11 protein-coding genes are annotated in these 14,414 nt (G+C 64.9%); 5 read left to right on the top strand and 6 right to left on the bottom strand.

Annotated elements, in window-relative coordinates; all coding sequences use genetic code 11:
- Positions 1-36: 36 nt before the first annotated feature.
- The 4 genes from AC1RQK_RS14585 to AC1RQK_RS14570 all read left to right on the top strand — a co-directional run bounded on the left by AC1RQK_RS14585 (position 37) and on the right by AC1RQK_RS14570 (position 4,611).
- Entirely contained in the window at positions 37-798 is a 762-nt protein-coding gene (locus AC1RQK_RS14585) for an alpha/beta fold hydrolase (RefSeq protein ID WP_492809491.1), read from the top strand.
- A complete protein-coding gene (locus tag AC1RQK_RS14580; RefSeq protein ID WP_492809490.1) occupies positions 795-2,081 on the top strand; it encodes an iron-containing alcohol dehydrogenase in 1,287 nt (428 codons plus the stop codon). Before AC1RQK_RS14585 ends, AC1RQK_RS14580 begins: the two co-directional genes overlap by 4 nt.
- Before the next feature lie 146 nt (positions 2,082-2,227).
- Positions 2,228-3,610 carry an MFS transporter gene (locus tag AC1RQK_RS14575; RefSeq protein WP_253927715.1) on the top strand — a complete coding sequence of 461 codons (1,383 nt, stop codon included), beginning with the start codon at positions 2,228-2,230 and terminating at the stop codon, positions 3,608-3,610.
- A 194-nt stretch (positions 3,611-3,804) separates the two neighbouring features.
- Entirely contained in the window at positions 3,805-4,611 is an 807-nt protein-coding gene (locus AC1RQK_RS14570) for a sterol desaturase family protein (protein WP_492809489.1), read from the top strand.
- A 349-nt stretch (positions 4,612-4,960) separates the two neighbouring features.
- Here the strand turns inward: AC1RQK_RS14570 and AC1RQK_RS14565 are convergent, their stop codons facing one another.
- Complete coding sequence (locus AC1RQK_RS14565; protein WP_492809488.1) at positions 4,961-5,329, bottom strand: nucleotidyl transferase AbiEii/AbiGii toxin family protein; 369 nt, start codon at positions 5,327-5,329, stop codon at positions 4,961-4,963.
- A gap of 55 nt (positions 5,330-5,384) precedes the next feature.
- Here AC1RQK_RS14565 and ku point away from each other — a divergent pair, with 55 nt between their 5' ends.
- Positions 5,385-6,224: a non-homologous end joining protein Ku gene (gene ku, locus AC1RQK_RS14560; protein ID WP_492809545.1), complete on the top strand. Its 840-nt coding sequence runs from the start codon at positions 5,385-5,387 to the stop codon at positions 6,222-6,224.
- Here the strand turns inward: ku and AC1RQK_RS14555 are convergent.
- From AC1RQK_RS14555 to AC1RQK_RS14535, 5 genes are all read right to left on the bottom strand, one after another.
- A complete protein-coding gene (locus AC1RQK_RS14555) occupies positions 6,204-7,184 on the bottom strand; it encodes a TorF family putative porin (protein ID WP_492809487.1) in 981 nt (326 codons plus the stop codon). The genes ku and AC1RQK_RS14555 overlap by 21 nt on opposite strands.
- A gap of 87 nt (positions 7,185-7,271) precedes the next feature.
- On the bottom strand, positions 7,272-9,113 hold the full coding sequence (gene atzF / locus AC1RQK_RS14550) for an allophanate hydrolase (protein ID WP_492809486.1): 1,842 nt from the start codon (positions 9,111-9,113) through the stop codon (positions 7,272-7,274).
- A complete protein-coding gene (gene uca / locus AC1RQK_RS14545; RefSeq protein WP_492809485.1) occupies positions 9,110-12,772 on the bottom strand; it encodes an urea carboxylase in 3,663 nt (1,220 codons plus the stop codon). The genes atzF and uca overlap by 4 nt, the downstream gene beginning before the upstream one ends.
- Before the next feature lie 128 nt (positions 12,773-12,900).
- On the bottom strand, positions 12,901-13,572 hold the full coding sequence (locus AC1RQK_RS14540; protein WP_492809484.1) for an urea amidolyase associated protein UAAP2: 672 nt from the start codon (positions 13,570-13,572) through the stop codon (positions 12,901-12,903).
- 18 nt (positions 13,573-13,590) lie between these two features.
- Positions 13,591-14,397 carry an urea amidolyase associated protein UAAP1 gene (locus tag AC1RQK_RS14535; RefSeq protein ID WP_400095696.1) on the bottom strand — a complete coding sequence of 269 codons (807 nt, stop codon included), beginning with the start codon at positions 14,395-14,397 and terminating at the stop codon, positions 13,591-13,593.
- Between the last annotated feature and the right edge of the window lie 17 nt (positions 14,398-14,414).

The raw sequence follows: 14,414 nt of genomic DNA, 5'->3' as shown, positions 1-14,414 counted from the left end.
TGATCCATCTAATATATCAGATGTCTGGGGTAGAACATGGATGTCATTTCGGTCGGCACGGGCCCGGTCTTGGTGGTCGCCGTGCATGGCATACAGGGCACACGCGCGGCGTGGCTGCCACTTGCGCGTGAACTGCAGGACACCTGCACCTTTGTGCTACCGAACCTGCCTGGGCGTGGGCGCGCTCCGAGGCCTTGTTCACCTGCAGACTGCACCTTGGCGGCTTATGCGAGGGATCTCCAACGGACCATTCAAATGCATGCATCGGGTCGTCCTTTTATCCTCGCCGGCTGGAGTATGGGCGTATCGGTGGCATTGGAATACCTCTATGGAGGACACGCTAATTTTGGCGTATCTGCACCATGCGGACTGATCCTGCTTTCCGGTACGCCGCAACTGAATGCAGTGTCGTGGTTCGAGTCGCTTGCGCCGGATCCCCTGGTGAAAGAGATTGCCGCGCGGGAGCACAGGCTGGGGCTGACGGAAGCCGCAGACCACACGACGGTGGCATGGACCTGGCGAGCCTTGTATGCCACCGACCAGCGTCCGGGGCTTGGTGAAATCGACATACCGGCTCTCGTGGTGCATGGCAGCCATGACGATGACTGTCCTGTGGGGCATGCCTTCACCCTCGCGAACGGCTTACCCAATGCGGAACTGACGATGCTCGACGGCGGCGGCCATAGCTTGCTTACCCAGAACATGGTCCAGGTCGCCAACGCGATTCGAGCGCAGTTGGATCGACTAACGCGTTGGCCTGCCAGGCCCTCATCCGTTTCCCCACTGGAGTTGCCATGAGAGTTGAAGATCTTGTCTATTTCTGTGCTCCGTCACGACTGATCATAGGGGCCGGCACACGGGCCCAGTTGCCGGAGTTGCTCCAGCACCTGGGCTATCGTACCGGGCTGCTTGTCACGGACACCTACTTCACCACACATATGCCGTGGGTGAGCAAATATGTAGAAGCGGCCCGCGCGCGCGGCGTCGAGACCCTTGTTTATGACGGTGGTATGGCGGACCCCACGACCACGCTGTGCGATGCGGCCACCGCCGATGTCCGCCGCCGACTGGGCGGCCGCCAACTTGACCATATCATTGCGCTGGGCGGCGGCAGCAACATCGACTTGGCCAAGGCACTTTGCCTGACCCTGCCTGCCGGGCGGCCGATCGGCGATTTTGTCGTCGCAATCGACAGCGCGACCGCAGTGCTACCTCTGATCGCACTGCCCACTACGGCAGGTACCGGTTCCGAGGCAACGCCCGGCGCGATCCTAGTCGACCCGGACAATGCCACCAAAGTCGCGGTGATGGACAACCGCTTGCGCCCCGGCATCGCTCTCATCGATCCCGAATTTACCTATAGCTGCCCACCGCGCGTCACTGCAGACGCGGGCATCGATGCGCTGACGCATGCCATTGAATCCTTTCTCACCTTGGATTCGGCACAGTTCAATCGCGGTGGTCACCCTGACCCGGGCTACAGTGGCCGCAACGCGTTGACGATGCTGTTTGCGCGAGAATCGATCCGGCTGTGCGCCAGGTACTTGCTGCGCGCCTATCAAGACGGCAAGGACACTGAGGCACGCGTAGGGATGTGCTACGCAAGTCTCTATGCCGCCTTGTCGTACGGAAGTGCGGGATTGAATGCCGTGCATGGCATTGCATACGGCGTCGCCGGAATCACGCACAAGTCCCACGGCAGCACTAACGCAGTAGTGCTGCCGTATGTCCTGGATGCCCTCCAGCATGAGCGCGCGGCGGAACTGCTGGAGATCGCAAGAATGTTCGGTATCGAGGAGACGGATGAAGCCGAGGCCATCGCCCGGCTGCCACACGTCATCCGGGCGATGGTAGAAGCTGTGGGGATCCCCGGTGACCTGGCCTCGTTCGGCATTCCGGAGTCACAGCTTGTCGCACTGACGGCGGACGCGCTCGCCGTGACCCGCCTGGCCGAGGCATTCCCGGTTGCCGACGTATCCTCACGCTACTCCAGCATTATCCGCGGTGCCTGGCGCGGCGAGTTTTCCAATTCATTCTGCCCCTCTCAAGCTGCTGCGGGCGGCGCGCTACGCGCGGTTTAACGCATCTCAGGGCGCCACGTCCCGCAGCTCTGGTACCTACGTAGTTTCACTAGCCAGTACGTTTATTATTTGAATGTTACTACAATCCATCTAATATATTAGATCAGGCGGCACGCCAGGAGGCCGTCGTACCCAAGGAGACAGACATGGATATGTCGGCAGGCGCCCTCAAGATAGAGGCGGGCATCGCTGCTCGCCTCGAACGCTTACCCATGACCGGATATCAGCGTTCGCTATTCGGCATCATCGCCACCGCGTGGTTCTTTGATTCAATGGATTTGGGCCTGATGACCTTTGTCCTCGGCTCGATCAAGGCGGAATTCGCACTCACTGCCGCCCAGGCGGGCCTGCTGGCCAGTTCGAGTTTCCTCGGCATGTTTCTTGGCGCCGCAATCGCGGGCCTGCTGGCCGACCGTTTCGGTCGCAAGCCGGTCTTCCAGGTAAGTATGGTCTTCTGGGGGCTCGGCAGTCTGATGTGCGGGTTCGCCGATAGCGTAACGGCGCTGATGCTCTGTCGGGTACTGCTTGGCTTTGGCATGGGCATGGAGTTCCCGATCGGCTTATCGATGGTCTCCGAGATCGTGCCGGCGAAGAGTCGCGGTAAGTACGTGGCCATTCTGGAAGGGTTCTGGCCCATAGGCTTCATTGCAGCCGGCGCGCTTACTTACATTTTCCTGCCCATCGTCGGCTGGCGCGGAATCTTCATTGCGCTATCGCTGCCTGCCGTCTTTGTATTCGTGGTGCGCCGCCGTGTTCCCGAGTCTCCGCGCTGGCTGGAAGATGTCGGTCGTCGCAGCGAAGCCGACTCCGTGATGGCAGGCATCGAAGCTCACGTCCAACGTGCATGGGGACGCCCATTGCCAACTGTCTCGGACATCTACGCGCCACCTCCGCAGGTATCCAACCGCAAGGCACGCTTTGTGGAAATCTGGCAGGGCCCTTACGCGCGCCGCACCATCATGCTGTGGTCCGTCTGGTTCTTCGCGCTACTTGGTTATTACGGACTGACTACCTGGCTGGGAGCACTGCTGCAACAAGCCGGCTATGCCGTGACCAAGTCGGTACTCTATACGGTCTATATTTCCCTGGCAGGCATTCCGGGATTCATGTTTTCCGCATGGTTGTTGGAGAAGTGGGGGCGCAAGCCAACCTGCGCTCTCATGTTGCTGGGTAGCGCTGGCGCTGCGTTCCTCTACGGCCAAGCGGCCGTGCATCGCGTTCCAGTGGAGCAACTCATTGCGGCTGGTCTTTGCATGCAGTTCTTTCTGTTCGGCATGTGGTCAGTCCTGTACGCCTACACCCCGGAACTCTATCCCACACGCTCGCGTGCCACTGGCTCCGGCTTCGCGTCTTCCATCGGTCGCATTGGCTCCTTAGCCGGACCCTACCTCGTTGGCGTGCTGCTGCCTTTGGCCGGGCAGGGGGGTGTATTCACATTGGGTGCGCTCTCCTTCGTCGTGGCGGCGCTGGCGGTCCTCGTATTGGGTGTGGAAACGAAAGGGCGGGCACTCGAAGACGTCTCGCACTAGCCACCCTGTGCTACGGCGGCGGAACTGCCCCCGGCTTGCCGGGGGCATTTTTTTGGGCCGTTGCAAGGCTGCTGTTGCCGCGTCGCATATACCCATTCAGCCTTTGACTTTTTTATATATCCCACTAATATGTTAGTTATGTATTAGCCGAGAAGAAGCGCAGCCATTGCCCCTACAGACGAAGGAGACCAACCATGATGACCGAACGCCAACGAAAATTCCGAGAGCAGTACAAGGCCGACATCAGCCCACTTTATAACGGTGTGCTGCACATCACCGTGATCTTTGGCGTCGGCATTGCCGCGCTGTACTACGCGCTCACGCATCTGCAAGGTGCTAGGTGGGAGTGGGCTTTAGTCTTGCCTATCTTCCTGGCCGGCAACTTCGTCGAATGGTTTATGCACCGGTATGTCATGCATCGGAAGATCGATGTGTTCGCGCTTCGCGCGATCTATGACCGCCATACCCGGCAACATCATCAATACTTCACCGACCAGGACGCCACAATCGACACCACGCGTGAGTTTCGTATCGTGTTCTTTCCCTGGCGCGTGCTGATCACCCTCGGCGTAGGCGGCGGCAGTCTTGGCTATCTGACTTCGCTCGTGATCAACACTAACGCGGGGTACATTGTCTTTCTAACAATGGTCGCTCAATACCTCATCTACGAAACGTTCCACTACTGCTGCCACGTGCACGACAACTGGTTCGTGCGAAACATGCCCTTCATCAATACCATACGCCGCCATCACACCGCGCATCACAACATGGGCATCATGATGCAATACAACATGAATCTGACGTTCCCGATCGCCGACTGGTTCATGGACACCACCGACTTGCGCCGCGGGCTGCTCGGCCACCTCTTTAACGGCTACAGTGAAGAGCACGTCAAGGAAGAACTGAAACCCATTATCAACAAGTTCCGCACGGACCATTCACGCGTAACACTCGACGGTCCCGATCTCAGTGAAGACGAGCGCCGCGTCATGGCCGCCTGACTCCTCGATCATGTAGGACTGCGTGAATAGGTGCAGGCAGGCGTCTTGGCGTTTGCCTGTATTGTTTCTGTCCCACCGAGTGCCGAAGGCGGTAGGGGGCTTACCGTGCCAGTGATAGATCCTGATAGCCCCGCAATGCCTGACTGTGGACCACTTGCCGGCCGCGGGCCCGCCGCCCCTAGTGCCTGAAGCCGTCGGCTAGCCCGGGCGACGCGATGACCTTATCTTCGGCGTCGCAGCCCTGTCGTTCCCGCGCCCTCTGCGGAGAGTCATCGGTCTCCCGCAGCGAATCGAGAAAATCCCGCGCCAGCGCGACACACGCATCAAAGCTTCGGTCGAAGCTGATCCGCTAGATCCTGGCGAACTGCTCGCGCATGATCGGCGGGCCCGCCTCGATTTGGCCTAGGAAGGCTGCTGCATGCCTAAGCAGAAACGGCGCGGCATGCGCGAGGGCTGTTGGTTCTTGCTCGACCACGACGGCCAGGTCGAAGAGATCTCGTGCGGTGGCGCGGTCGCCCCGATGGTAGAGCTTCTTGGCAACAATTTCGGCTGCGGTCTCCACTTTGACTGGCTGCCCCATGATCTCCCAGATTTCGAATGGCTCATCGGTCAGGTTGGGCGAGGCCACTACGTCGACTTCGCCTGCGTCGAGGACCAGCTTCACGAAATTCCCCTGTTCCACATAGTCGCTTGTGATGCCCTCTGCAGTCTCGCTCAAAAACTTCCTCCATCAGCGTGCAGGCGTGAGGGAATAGGCTTTCCCAGATGTCACCCTGGAGCTCAATCTTCATGCCCACAACCCTCCGCGTGTCGCCGTCAATGACTGCGCGAGCCGTCTGAGGTTCTTCCAGCACAGGGGATGCGGCTCCAGGCTCAAGCAGCAGTATGTGTGCATCCGAGAGGACGTGGTGGTTGAGCGGTCCGAGATGGTCAAAGGCTACGAGTTCGAGACTGACCACTACGCGGTGTTTGAGCCGGATGAACTAAAGGCGTTGGAAGACGAGGCGAAGCACACCATCGACATCGTGTCGTTCATGCCGGCCGGAGCCGTCGACCCCATCTATTTCGACAAGATCTACTACCTGGGCCCGGACAAGCGCGGTGGTAAGCCATACAACTTGTTGGCCGAAGCCATGCGAAAGACGGGGACCTGTGCGCTGGCGCAGTGGGTCTGGAAAGGCAAGCAGTACGTGGTGCAGGTGCGGGCGAACGACGAGGGCTTGGTGCTCCAGCAACTGCTCTACGCTGACGAGGTTCGCTCGATGCTGGATCTGCACGTGGAGAAGGCCGAGGTCCAGCCAGACTACAACTATAACTACGATTGCAATTCTCCCCTGCGGGAGGGGACACTCGTTATGCCGTGGTGCGGGACAAGGCCATTGGCTTCGCTTTCAGTGGCTCCTAGCCAAACCACCCCTCTCCCCATGAGGGGAGAAGGAGCGACAGCCATCGTCATGTCAAACGGCTTTGGCGCATCCTGTCGGCTTCGACCGATGCTGATGGTTTGCCCCGCTCCCGCGCAGCGGATGAGGGCCAGGGGAGGGCAGTCGTTCGCCAGGAACGATACGCCACGGCCGACCCAACCCTCTTCCTCAAAACCCATAGCTAACTGAAGCAATCACCCGATTCTCCTGGTGCACTCCAAACCGGTTATAACCGCCGATGATCCACTGCACCCCGGCACTAAGGGGAGTCCCCGGGATCGGCGCGGCCAGCGCCAGGGTCAGATGCCGGAAAGCGCCGCTAGAGGGCGTGTTGCCTGCAAAGCAGCCATTGACCACAAAAGCGCTATGCGGCCCGCATGAAGTCCCGGTCAGCGTATCCGTGGTGCCCAGGTATTTGCCCTCCTTCTTGTACGTATAAGCCCCGACCGTGCCGGTAAAGGTAATGCCGTACGGCAGGGTCGTGCTATAGACCAAGGTCCAGTACGTGTCCCCCTTGTTGCCCCATACCACGTCGTTGAGCAGCGTCTGCGCGTTGAGACTGAACGGACCGTAGCTCAAGCCGAGCTTTGTCTCCAGCGCGTTGGCGTGCGAACCATTGATGTAGTAGTAGCCGGTCAGTCCTGCCGTGTAGCCAAGGTCGCCGATGATCTTGCCGCTGTAGGCGCCATAAAAATCGTTCTCGACCGACTTGGCGGTCTGGAAGCTCGTGATCGAGCGGTCGCTGTAGGAGTTGCCGAGCTGCTGGTACGAGTAGTTGATCATCGACGCCCAATAGCCGATGCTCCAGCCGCTCTCGTGCGCCAGGTCCACGCCCCACTGCAAGGCCGGTATCGAGGATTCCGGCGCGTCGCCGCCGGCGTTGCCCAACGGGGCGCCGTTGCCGTAGGTGGTGGTCGCGCCGCGCAGCACGTAGCGCGATACCGCATCGAGATGGCCGGTGAACGTGTAGGGGCTGGCCGGCTCGGCGGGCTTGGTGGCGCCGGCATCGGCCGGCTGGCCGCTGTCCTGCGCGTGGGCTTGCGTGGCGCAGGCAATCAGCGCGCAGGCGGCGAAGCACGCCGGCACGGCGCGCCGCGACAATGGACGAAGCGGACGACGGGGAAGCATGCCAGTAGTAGGGGCGAACATGGTCGAACTCACGGTCAACAACGGTGGGTGGGAGGTAAAGCAAACGGAAATCGGGGCGGGCGATGCGCCCGCCTGAGCCTGCCGCGGCTAAGGCTCAGTGGGGATCGCGGCCTGGTGAGCCCGCCACGCGCGCCAGCCGCCAAAGGCGGTGACATCGGTGGCGCCCGCAAGGCCGCCGGGCTCGCAGATAAAGCCGGGCACGCTGCTGCCATCGGCCAGTACCGTGCGGCCAATGCCGAGCGGCGCGGGAATGCCCGCGACAAAGCTGCCGAAGCGGGCTTCGGGCATCTCCCACACTTCGACCTCGATGGCGGCGCCTGCCTCTGCGTCGCCCACGCGCACCAGCCCGGGCCGCTGCACGCCAGCGCCAGCCAGCGCGTACAGGCGATAGCAGGGCGCCGTGCTTGTGCGCGCCACCAGGCGCGCGCCGCGTTCGGCCAGTTGATGGTGCAGGGGCTGGCCTTGCAGGTGGGCGCCGCAAACCGCAACCCGTAGCTGGCCGCTGCACACTGCGCTCGGCATGGTTGCGCTTTGCGCAGGGCCGCTGCTACCCGTCGCGCCCAGCGTCGCCGCCTTGCCAGTCAGTGCCCGCTGCCAGCGCCGCGCCAGATGCAACAGCGGCACGTCCTGATGCGCCGGCGCCGCCAGCGTGATGCCGAAGGGCAGGCCATCCGCCAGGAAGCCTGCCGGCACCGCAACGCCGGCGCAATCCAGCAGGTTCATGAAATTGGTGTAAAGGCCAAGTTCGCTGTTGCGCGCGATCGGCTCCGCCAGCATGGCGGCGATGCTCGGGTGCGAGGGCACGGTCGGCAGCAGCAGCGCGTCCGCCTGCAACCACGCCGCCTCGCTCTGGCGCTGGAGCGCGCGCAGCCGGTACATGGCCGCGAAGGCATCGGCGGCCAGCGGCGTGGCGCCGCCCAGCGTGATCTGCCGCGTCACCGGGAACAAGAAGTCTGCGTTGCCATCGATGAACTTCCGGATCGCCTGGTAGCGCTCGGCCACCCAGGGTCCGTCATAGAGCAGCCGGGCCGCTTCGAGGAACGGCGCGAAGTCGATCTCCACCAGTTCCGCGCCCAGCATGCGGGCATGCGCGCAGGCTTGCTCGAAGGCTTCGGCATAGCCGGGCTGGTAGAACTGCAGTTGGCCCGGCGCGGGCACGCCCAGGCGGAACGTCGTAGCCAGCCCGAAATCGAAGCCGTGCGGCTGCGCCGCGCGCGAGTAGGGGTCATCCGCGTCGAACCCCAGCGCCACCGCGAACACACGGTGTGCGTCATCGGCAGTGAGCGCGAAGACCGATGGCGTATCGAGCGAGCGGCAAGCCGGCACCACGCCGCTGGTCGACAGCAGTCCGCAACTCGGCTTGAGGCCAACCAGGTGATGGAATGCGGCCGGCACGCGGCCCGAGCCCGCCGTGTCGGTGCCCAGCGCAAAGCTCACTTGCCCCAGCGCCACCGCCACGGCGGAGCCCGAGCTGGACCCGCCGGAGATGCGTGTCGCATCGAACGCATTCAGGCAAGCGCCATAGGGCGAGCGCGTGCCGTTGAGCCCGGTGGCAAACTGGTCGAGGTTGGTCTTTCCCACGGCGATGGCCCCTGCATCCACCAGCCGTTGCACCACGAACGCACTGCGAGCCGGCCTATAGGCGAAGTCCGGGCAGGCCGCCGTGGTCGGCGCGCCGGCCAGGTCGATGTTGTCCTTGATCGCGAACGGGATGCCATACAGCGGCAGGCCGGCCGGCCCGCGCTGTTCCAGTGCCCTTGCGCGGGCACGCAAGGCGGTGGCGTCGAGGCGATGAATCCACGCGTGAGGCGGATCGTGCTGCGTCGCCGCAATTACCGATTCGATCACCTCGGCAGGCGTGCGTTCGCCGCTTTGGTAGGCCGCGTGCAGCGAGGCGATATCGAGCGAGAAGGGGACCGGGACCATCATGCTGCCTCCTTCGCCGCCACGCTTTGCGGCACCACGATGACGACCTCCTGCCCGGCGCTGACGGGCGCGCCTTCCCGGCAGGCAACACGCCAGGCGTAGCCGGCGCAAGGCGCCGTGACGGCAAACTCCATTTTCATCGATTCCACGATGGCCAGCGTGTCGCCCTCGGCCACCGCGTCGCCTTCGTGCACCAGCACGCGCCACACGCTGCCAGGCACCTGGCTGCATACCACATGGGCTTGTTCGGGAAGCTCGGCGGCGTCCGTGGCAGCCGCCACGGTCGTCTCGGTTTCATCCACGTACTCGGCCTGCCCGAGCGCGCGCCAGCGTTCTCGCTCCGCGCCGAACGCGGCTTGCTGACATTGCCTGAACGCCGCGATATCCGTTGCATTCGCGTCCAGGAAGCGGCGATAGTCGCGCATGCCGAAGGTGCCTTGCTCGATGCGCAGCGGATAGCGGCCCGCGGGGAAGTCGCGGCGGATTCTGGTGAGGTCGTCTTCGCTGACAGGATAGAAGCGGATCTGGTCGAAGAAGCGCAGCAACCACGGCTTGCCCGCTTCGAAGTCGGCGGCGCCGCTTTGCGCATCGCGCCAGCGGTTCCACATCTGCAGCGTGCGGCCGACGAACTGGTAGCCGCCGGGACCCTCCATGCCGTAGACGCACATATAGGCGCCGCCGATGCCCACCGCGTTCTCCGGCGTCCAGGTGCGGGCCGGGTTGTACTTGGTGGTGACCAGCCGGTGGCGCGGGTCCAGCGGCGTGGCCACAGGCGCGCCCAGGTACACGTCGCCCAGCCCCAGCACCAGGTAGCTGGCATCGAAGACGATGCGCTGCACCGCCTCGATCGCATCGAGCCCGTTGATGCGGCGGATGAACTCGATATTGCTCGGGCACCACGGCGCATCCGGGCGCACCGATTGCATGTATTTGTCGATGGCCAGGCGCGTGGCGCTGTCGTCCCACGACAGCGGGAGATACACGGTGCGCGACGGCACGACGAGGTCGTCGGTATCGCCCAGCGCATCGTCCGCGGCCAGGATGGTGTCGATGAGCGCGGCGCGCGCGAGCCGGCGCGGGTCGAAATGCACCTGCAGCGAGCGGATGCCGGGCGTCAGGTCGACCACGCCGTCGAGCCACAGGGCTTGCAGCGCGGCATGCAGCGCATGGATGCGCATGCGCAAGGCGATATCGAGCTGCAACTCGCCCAGCTCCACCAGCAGGTAGCGGTCACCCGCCTGGCGCACAACCAGGCCGGGGCGGCTGGCCGAGGCCGCGCGCTCGCGCAGGATCGGCGAGCCGCGTTCGCCTGTTGCCGTGCCGGGCAGGAAGGCCGGCGGCGCGGTCAGCTCGCGCACCCAGTGGTCCTGCGCCGCTTGCCGCTGCGCGGCCTGCTCCTGCGTCACGCCATGAAAGCGCACCGCATCGCCCGGGCGCAGCTGGCCAAGCTTCCAGCGCTCGGCGGCAATCACCACGGCCGGGCAGACGAAGCCGCCGAGGCTGGGGCCATCCGGGCCGAGGATCACCGGCATGTCGCCGGTGAAGTCGATGGCGCCAATGGCGTAGGCGTTGTCGTGGATGTTGGAGGGATGCAGCCCCGCCTCGCCGCCATCGCGGCGCGCCCACGCTGGCTTGGGGCCGATCAGGCGCACGCCGGTGCGGCTGGAGTTGTAGTGCACCTGCCATTCGGTGCCGAAGAACGTATCGATGTCGTCATCGGTGAAGAAGTCCGGCGCGCCGTGCGGGCCGTAGAGCACGGCGATATCCCAGGCGCGGCTGCCGCCGGCATAGGCCGGGATCTGATCGTGCAACGCCGCTGCCGCGGGCTCGCTGGCGGTCTCATTGCCGATGTGCAGCATGTCGGCGGCGCGCAGCGTGCGTCCGGCATGGCCGCCGAACTGGCCCAGCGTAAAGGTGGCGCGGCTGCCGAGGTAGTGCGGCACATCCATGCCGCCGCGCACGGCCAGGTAGGCGCGGCTGCCGCCGGCGGCCACCGCGCCCAGCCGCAGCACGCTGCCTGCCGTCACGCGGTGCGATTGCCAGGGCGCCAGCGCTACGCCGTCCACCGTGGCAGGCATGGGCGCGCCGCACAGCGCGATGACCGCGTCATGGTGGAAGCGCAGCGTTGGCCCGCTCAGCGTGCATTCCAGCCCGGCCGCAGTGTCGGCGTTGCCGACCAGCCGGTTGGCCAGCCGGAACGCCAGGTCGTCCATGGGGCCGGACGGCGGCACGCCCACGTCCCAGTAGCCGACGCGGCCCGGCCAGTCCTGCACCGTGGTCTGCACGCCGGCATCCAGCACTTCGACCGCGTTGGGGCGGTAGGTGAAATCCGCCAGCGAGCGCGTGATGATGCGGCCGTGGATGAAGTCGTCGCTGGCTGCCACCGCGCGCAGGTAGCGCAGGTTGGTCTCGATGCCGGCCAGCCGCGTCGTGCCCAGCGCGGCCTGCAGCTTTGCCACCGCGTCAGCGCGGTCGGTGCCGGTGACGATCAGCTTGGCGAGCATCGGATCGTAGTGCGGCGGCACCTCGCTGCCCGCGCCGATCCAGGTATCGAGCCGGGCTTGTTCGGGAAAGCGCACTTCGGTCAGCAAGCCCGCGCTTGGCTGGAAATTGCGGGCAGGGTCTTCGGCATAGAGGCGTACCTGGATCGAGGCGCCTCGCGGGGCGCGGGCTTCCAGCGCGAAGTCGTCGCCGCGCGCGAGACGCACCATCCACGCAACCAGGTCGATGCCCGTGACCTGCTCGGTCACGCCGTGCTCTACCTGCAGGCGCGTGTTGACCTCCAGGAAGTAGAAGGCACCGGTGTCCGCGTCGAGCACGAATTCCACCGTGCCGGCGGAGCGGTAGCCAACCGCCTGGCCAAGCCGCTCGGCTGCGCCCAGCAGCGCGCTGCGCGTGGCCGCATCCAGCCCCGGCGCGGGTGTTTCCTCGATGACCTTCTGGTTGCGGCGCTGCGCCGAGCAATCGCGCTCGCCGAGCGTGACCACCTTGCCTCGCCCATCGCCGAACAACTGCACCTCGATATGGCGGGCGCGCTCGACAAACTTCTCCAGGAACAGCCCGGCGTCCTTGAAGTTGGCGCGCGCCAGGCGCTCCACCGCTTCGAAGGCGGGGGCCAGCTCGGCCTCGCTGCGGATCAGCCGCATGCCGATGCCGCCACCACCCGCGGTGCTCTTGAGCATCACCGGATAGCCGATGCGCAGCGCTTCGGCCCGGGCCGCAGCCAGGTCGGGCAGCAGCCCGCTGCCGGGCAGCAACGGTACGCGGTGCAGCTCCGCCAGCGCGCGGGCCGTGTGCTTGAGGCCGAAGGCGCGCATCTGCGCGGGCGTCGGGCCGATAAAGGCAATGCCGGCGGCTTCGCAGGCTTCGGCAAAGCCGGCGTTCTCGGACAGGAAGCCATAGCCGGGATGAATGGCGCCGGCACCGGTCTCACGGGCGGCGGCCAGGATGCGCTCGGCATCGAGGTAGCTCTGCGCCGCGGGCGCCGGGCCGATGCAGACTGCCACATCGGCCTGCGCAACGTGGGCCGAATCCACATCGGCTTCGGAGTAGACGGCGACCGAGCGCAGGCCAAGCGCGCGCAGGGTACGGATGATGCGGCAGGCGATGGCGCCGCGATTGGCGATCAGGACGGTGTCGAATCGTGCGGATGGCGAGGACATGCGGGTGGTTCCCTCGGGGCAGGTCGTCCTGCGGGAATCATCTCGGCTGCGGGTCGTCCCGCAGCGGCGCCCTTGGGGCGCGGAATGGTCAGGCTGGTACTACGCTGTGCGAACTACACGATCCACGGTCAGGCAGCGGCCGCAGCATCCCACACGATGAACTCCACCGGCGTGGGGTTGTACGCGTTGCATGGGTTGTTGAGCTGCGGACAATTGGACACCAGCATCCAGACATCCATCTCGGCGCGCAGCTCGACATACTTGCCCGGGCCGGAAATGCCGTCGGCAAAGCACAGGCCGCCTTCCGGCGTGACCGGCACGTTCATGAAGAAATTGATGTTCGGCACCAGGTCACGCTTGCTCAGGCCCACGTCGGCATGCGCCATCGCCAGCAGGTAGTTGTCGCGGCAGGAGTGCATGAACTTCTTCTGCAGCGCATAGCGCACCGTGTTGCTCTCGGCCGCGCAGGCGCCGCCCAGCGTGTCGTGGCGGCCGCAGGTATCGGCCACGATGGTCAGCATCGGCCGGCTCTCGCTGGACACCAGCACGGAGCCGCTGGAGAGGTAGATGCCGCCTTGGCGCAACAGCGTATCGGTGGCGCTGTAGTGCTCGGCCACGTCATGCCGGTTGTAGAACAGCACGTCGGCGGCCTGGTTGCCTTCCAGGTCGACGATGCGCACGGTCTGCCCGGCACGGATCTCGGCGAGCCAGGGCTCGCCCGCCGGCTGGCGGTGGCGCAGGGCGGCGTGGGCAGGGTCCAGCAAGCTCGTGCGCAGGGTGGCGGTGGCAGCGTTTGTCATATCGGTTCCTCGTGGTCTTCAGGACAGTGCGAACACATCGGTGTTGTGCAATGCCCGCGCGCATTCGGGGCGGTAGCCGCGGCAGAAGTCGTCGGCCGGGGCCGGGCCGTTGCGCCAGGCCGCGATGCCCACCTTGCCGGGCGCGTAGCCGGGGCGCGGGTCCAGTGGATGCGGGGCGGTGGAGACGGCCACGATCAGGTCCATGTCGCAGCGCAGTTCCACCGTGGTGCCTTCTACCGGCTGGCTGGCATCGAAGGCGAAGCGGCCTTGCGCGTCCACGGCGATCTTGCTGAACAGGTTGACAGGCGCGATCAGGTCGCGCGCGGCGAGGCCGTACTTGCCGATCTCGATCAGCAGGCCGTCGCGGCCGGCGCGGTACATGGCATTGCGGTGTTGCTCGAAACGCTGCTCGCCGTATTTCTCATGCAGTCGCGCAAGGTCGAGCAAGCCGCCAAACGGATCGTGCCAGCCCAGCGTGTCGTGCGTGATCGAGGCCATGGCGCGGCCCATGTCGCTCATCAGCACGTGGCCACGCGTGAAATGCGCGGTATGCAGCGCCTTGCAGGTGTCGGGCATGCTGTAGCGCTCCAGCCGGTCATGCGCGGCGTAGAGCACCACCGAGCAGTTGGCGCGCGCGTCCAGCGCGGCAAAGCGCAGGGCCGTGCCGCGCGACAGGCGCCAGCTCCAGTGGCAGCCACCGGGCAGGACTTCGCTCCAGGCCACCTGGCTGGCGGGCAGGTCGGGCGCAAAGCGGCGCCAGTGGTCGATGACATCCACCGCGGCATGCGCGGGTGGGTTTGCAAGGGCGTGTTCAGGGGTTTGCATTCGTTGGTCTCCGGGGG

This window comes from Cupriavidus sp. GW822-FHT02D05 (assembly GCF_058802485.1).
Note: the sequence above shows the minus strand (reverse complement) of the source record. Positions and strands in the feature narration are given on the sequence as shown.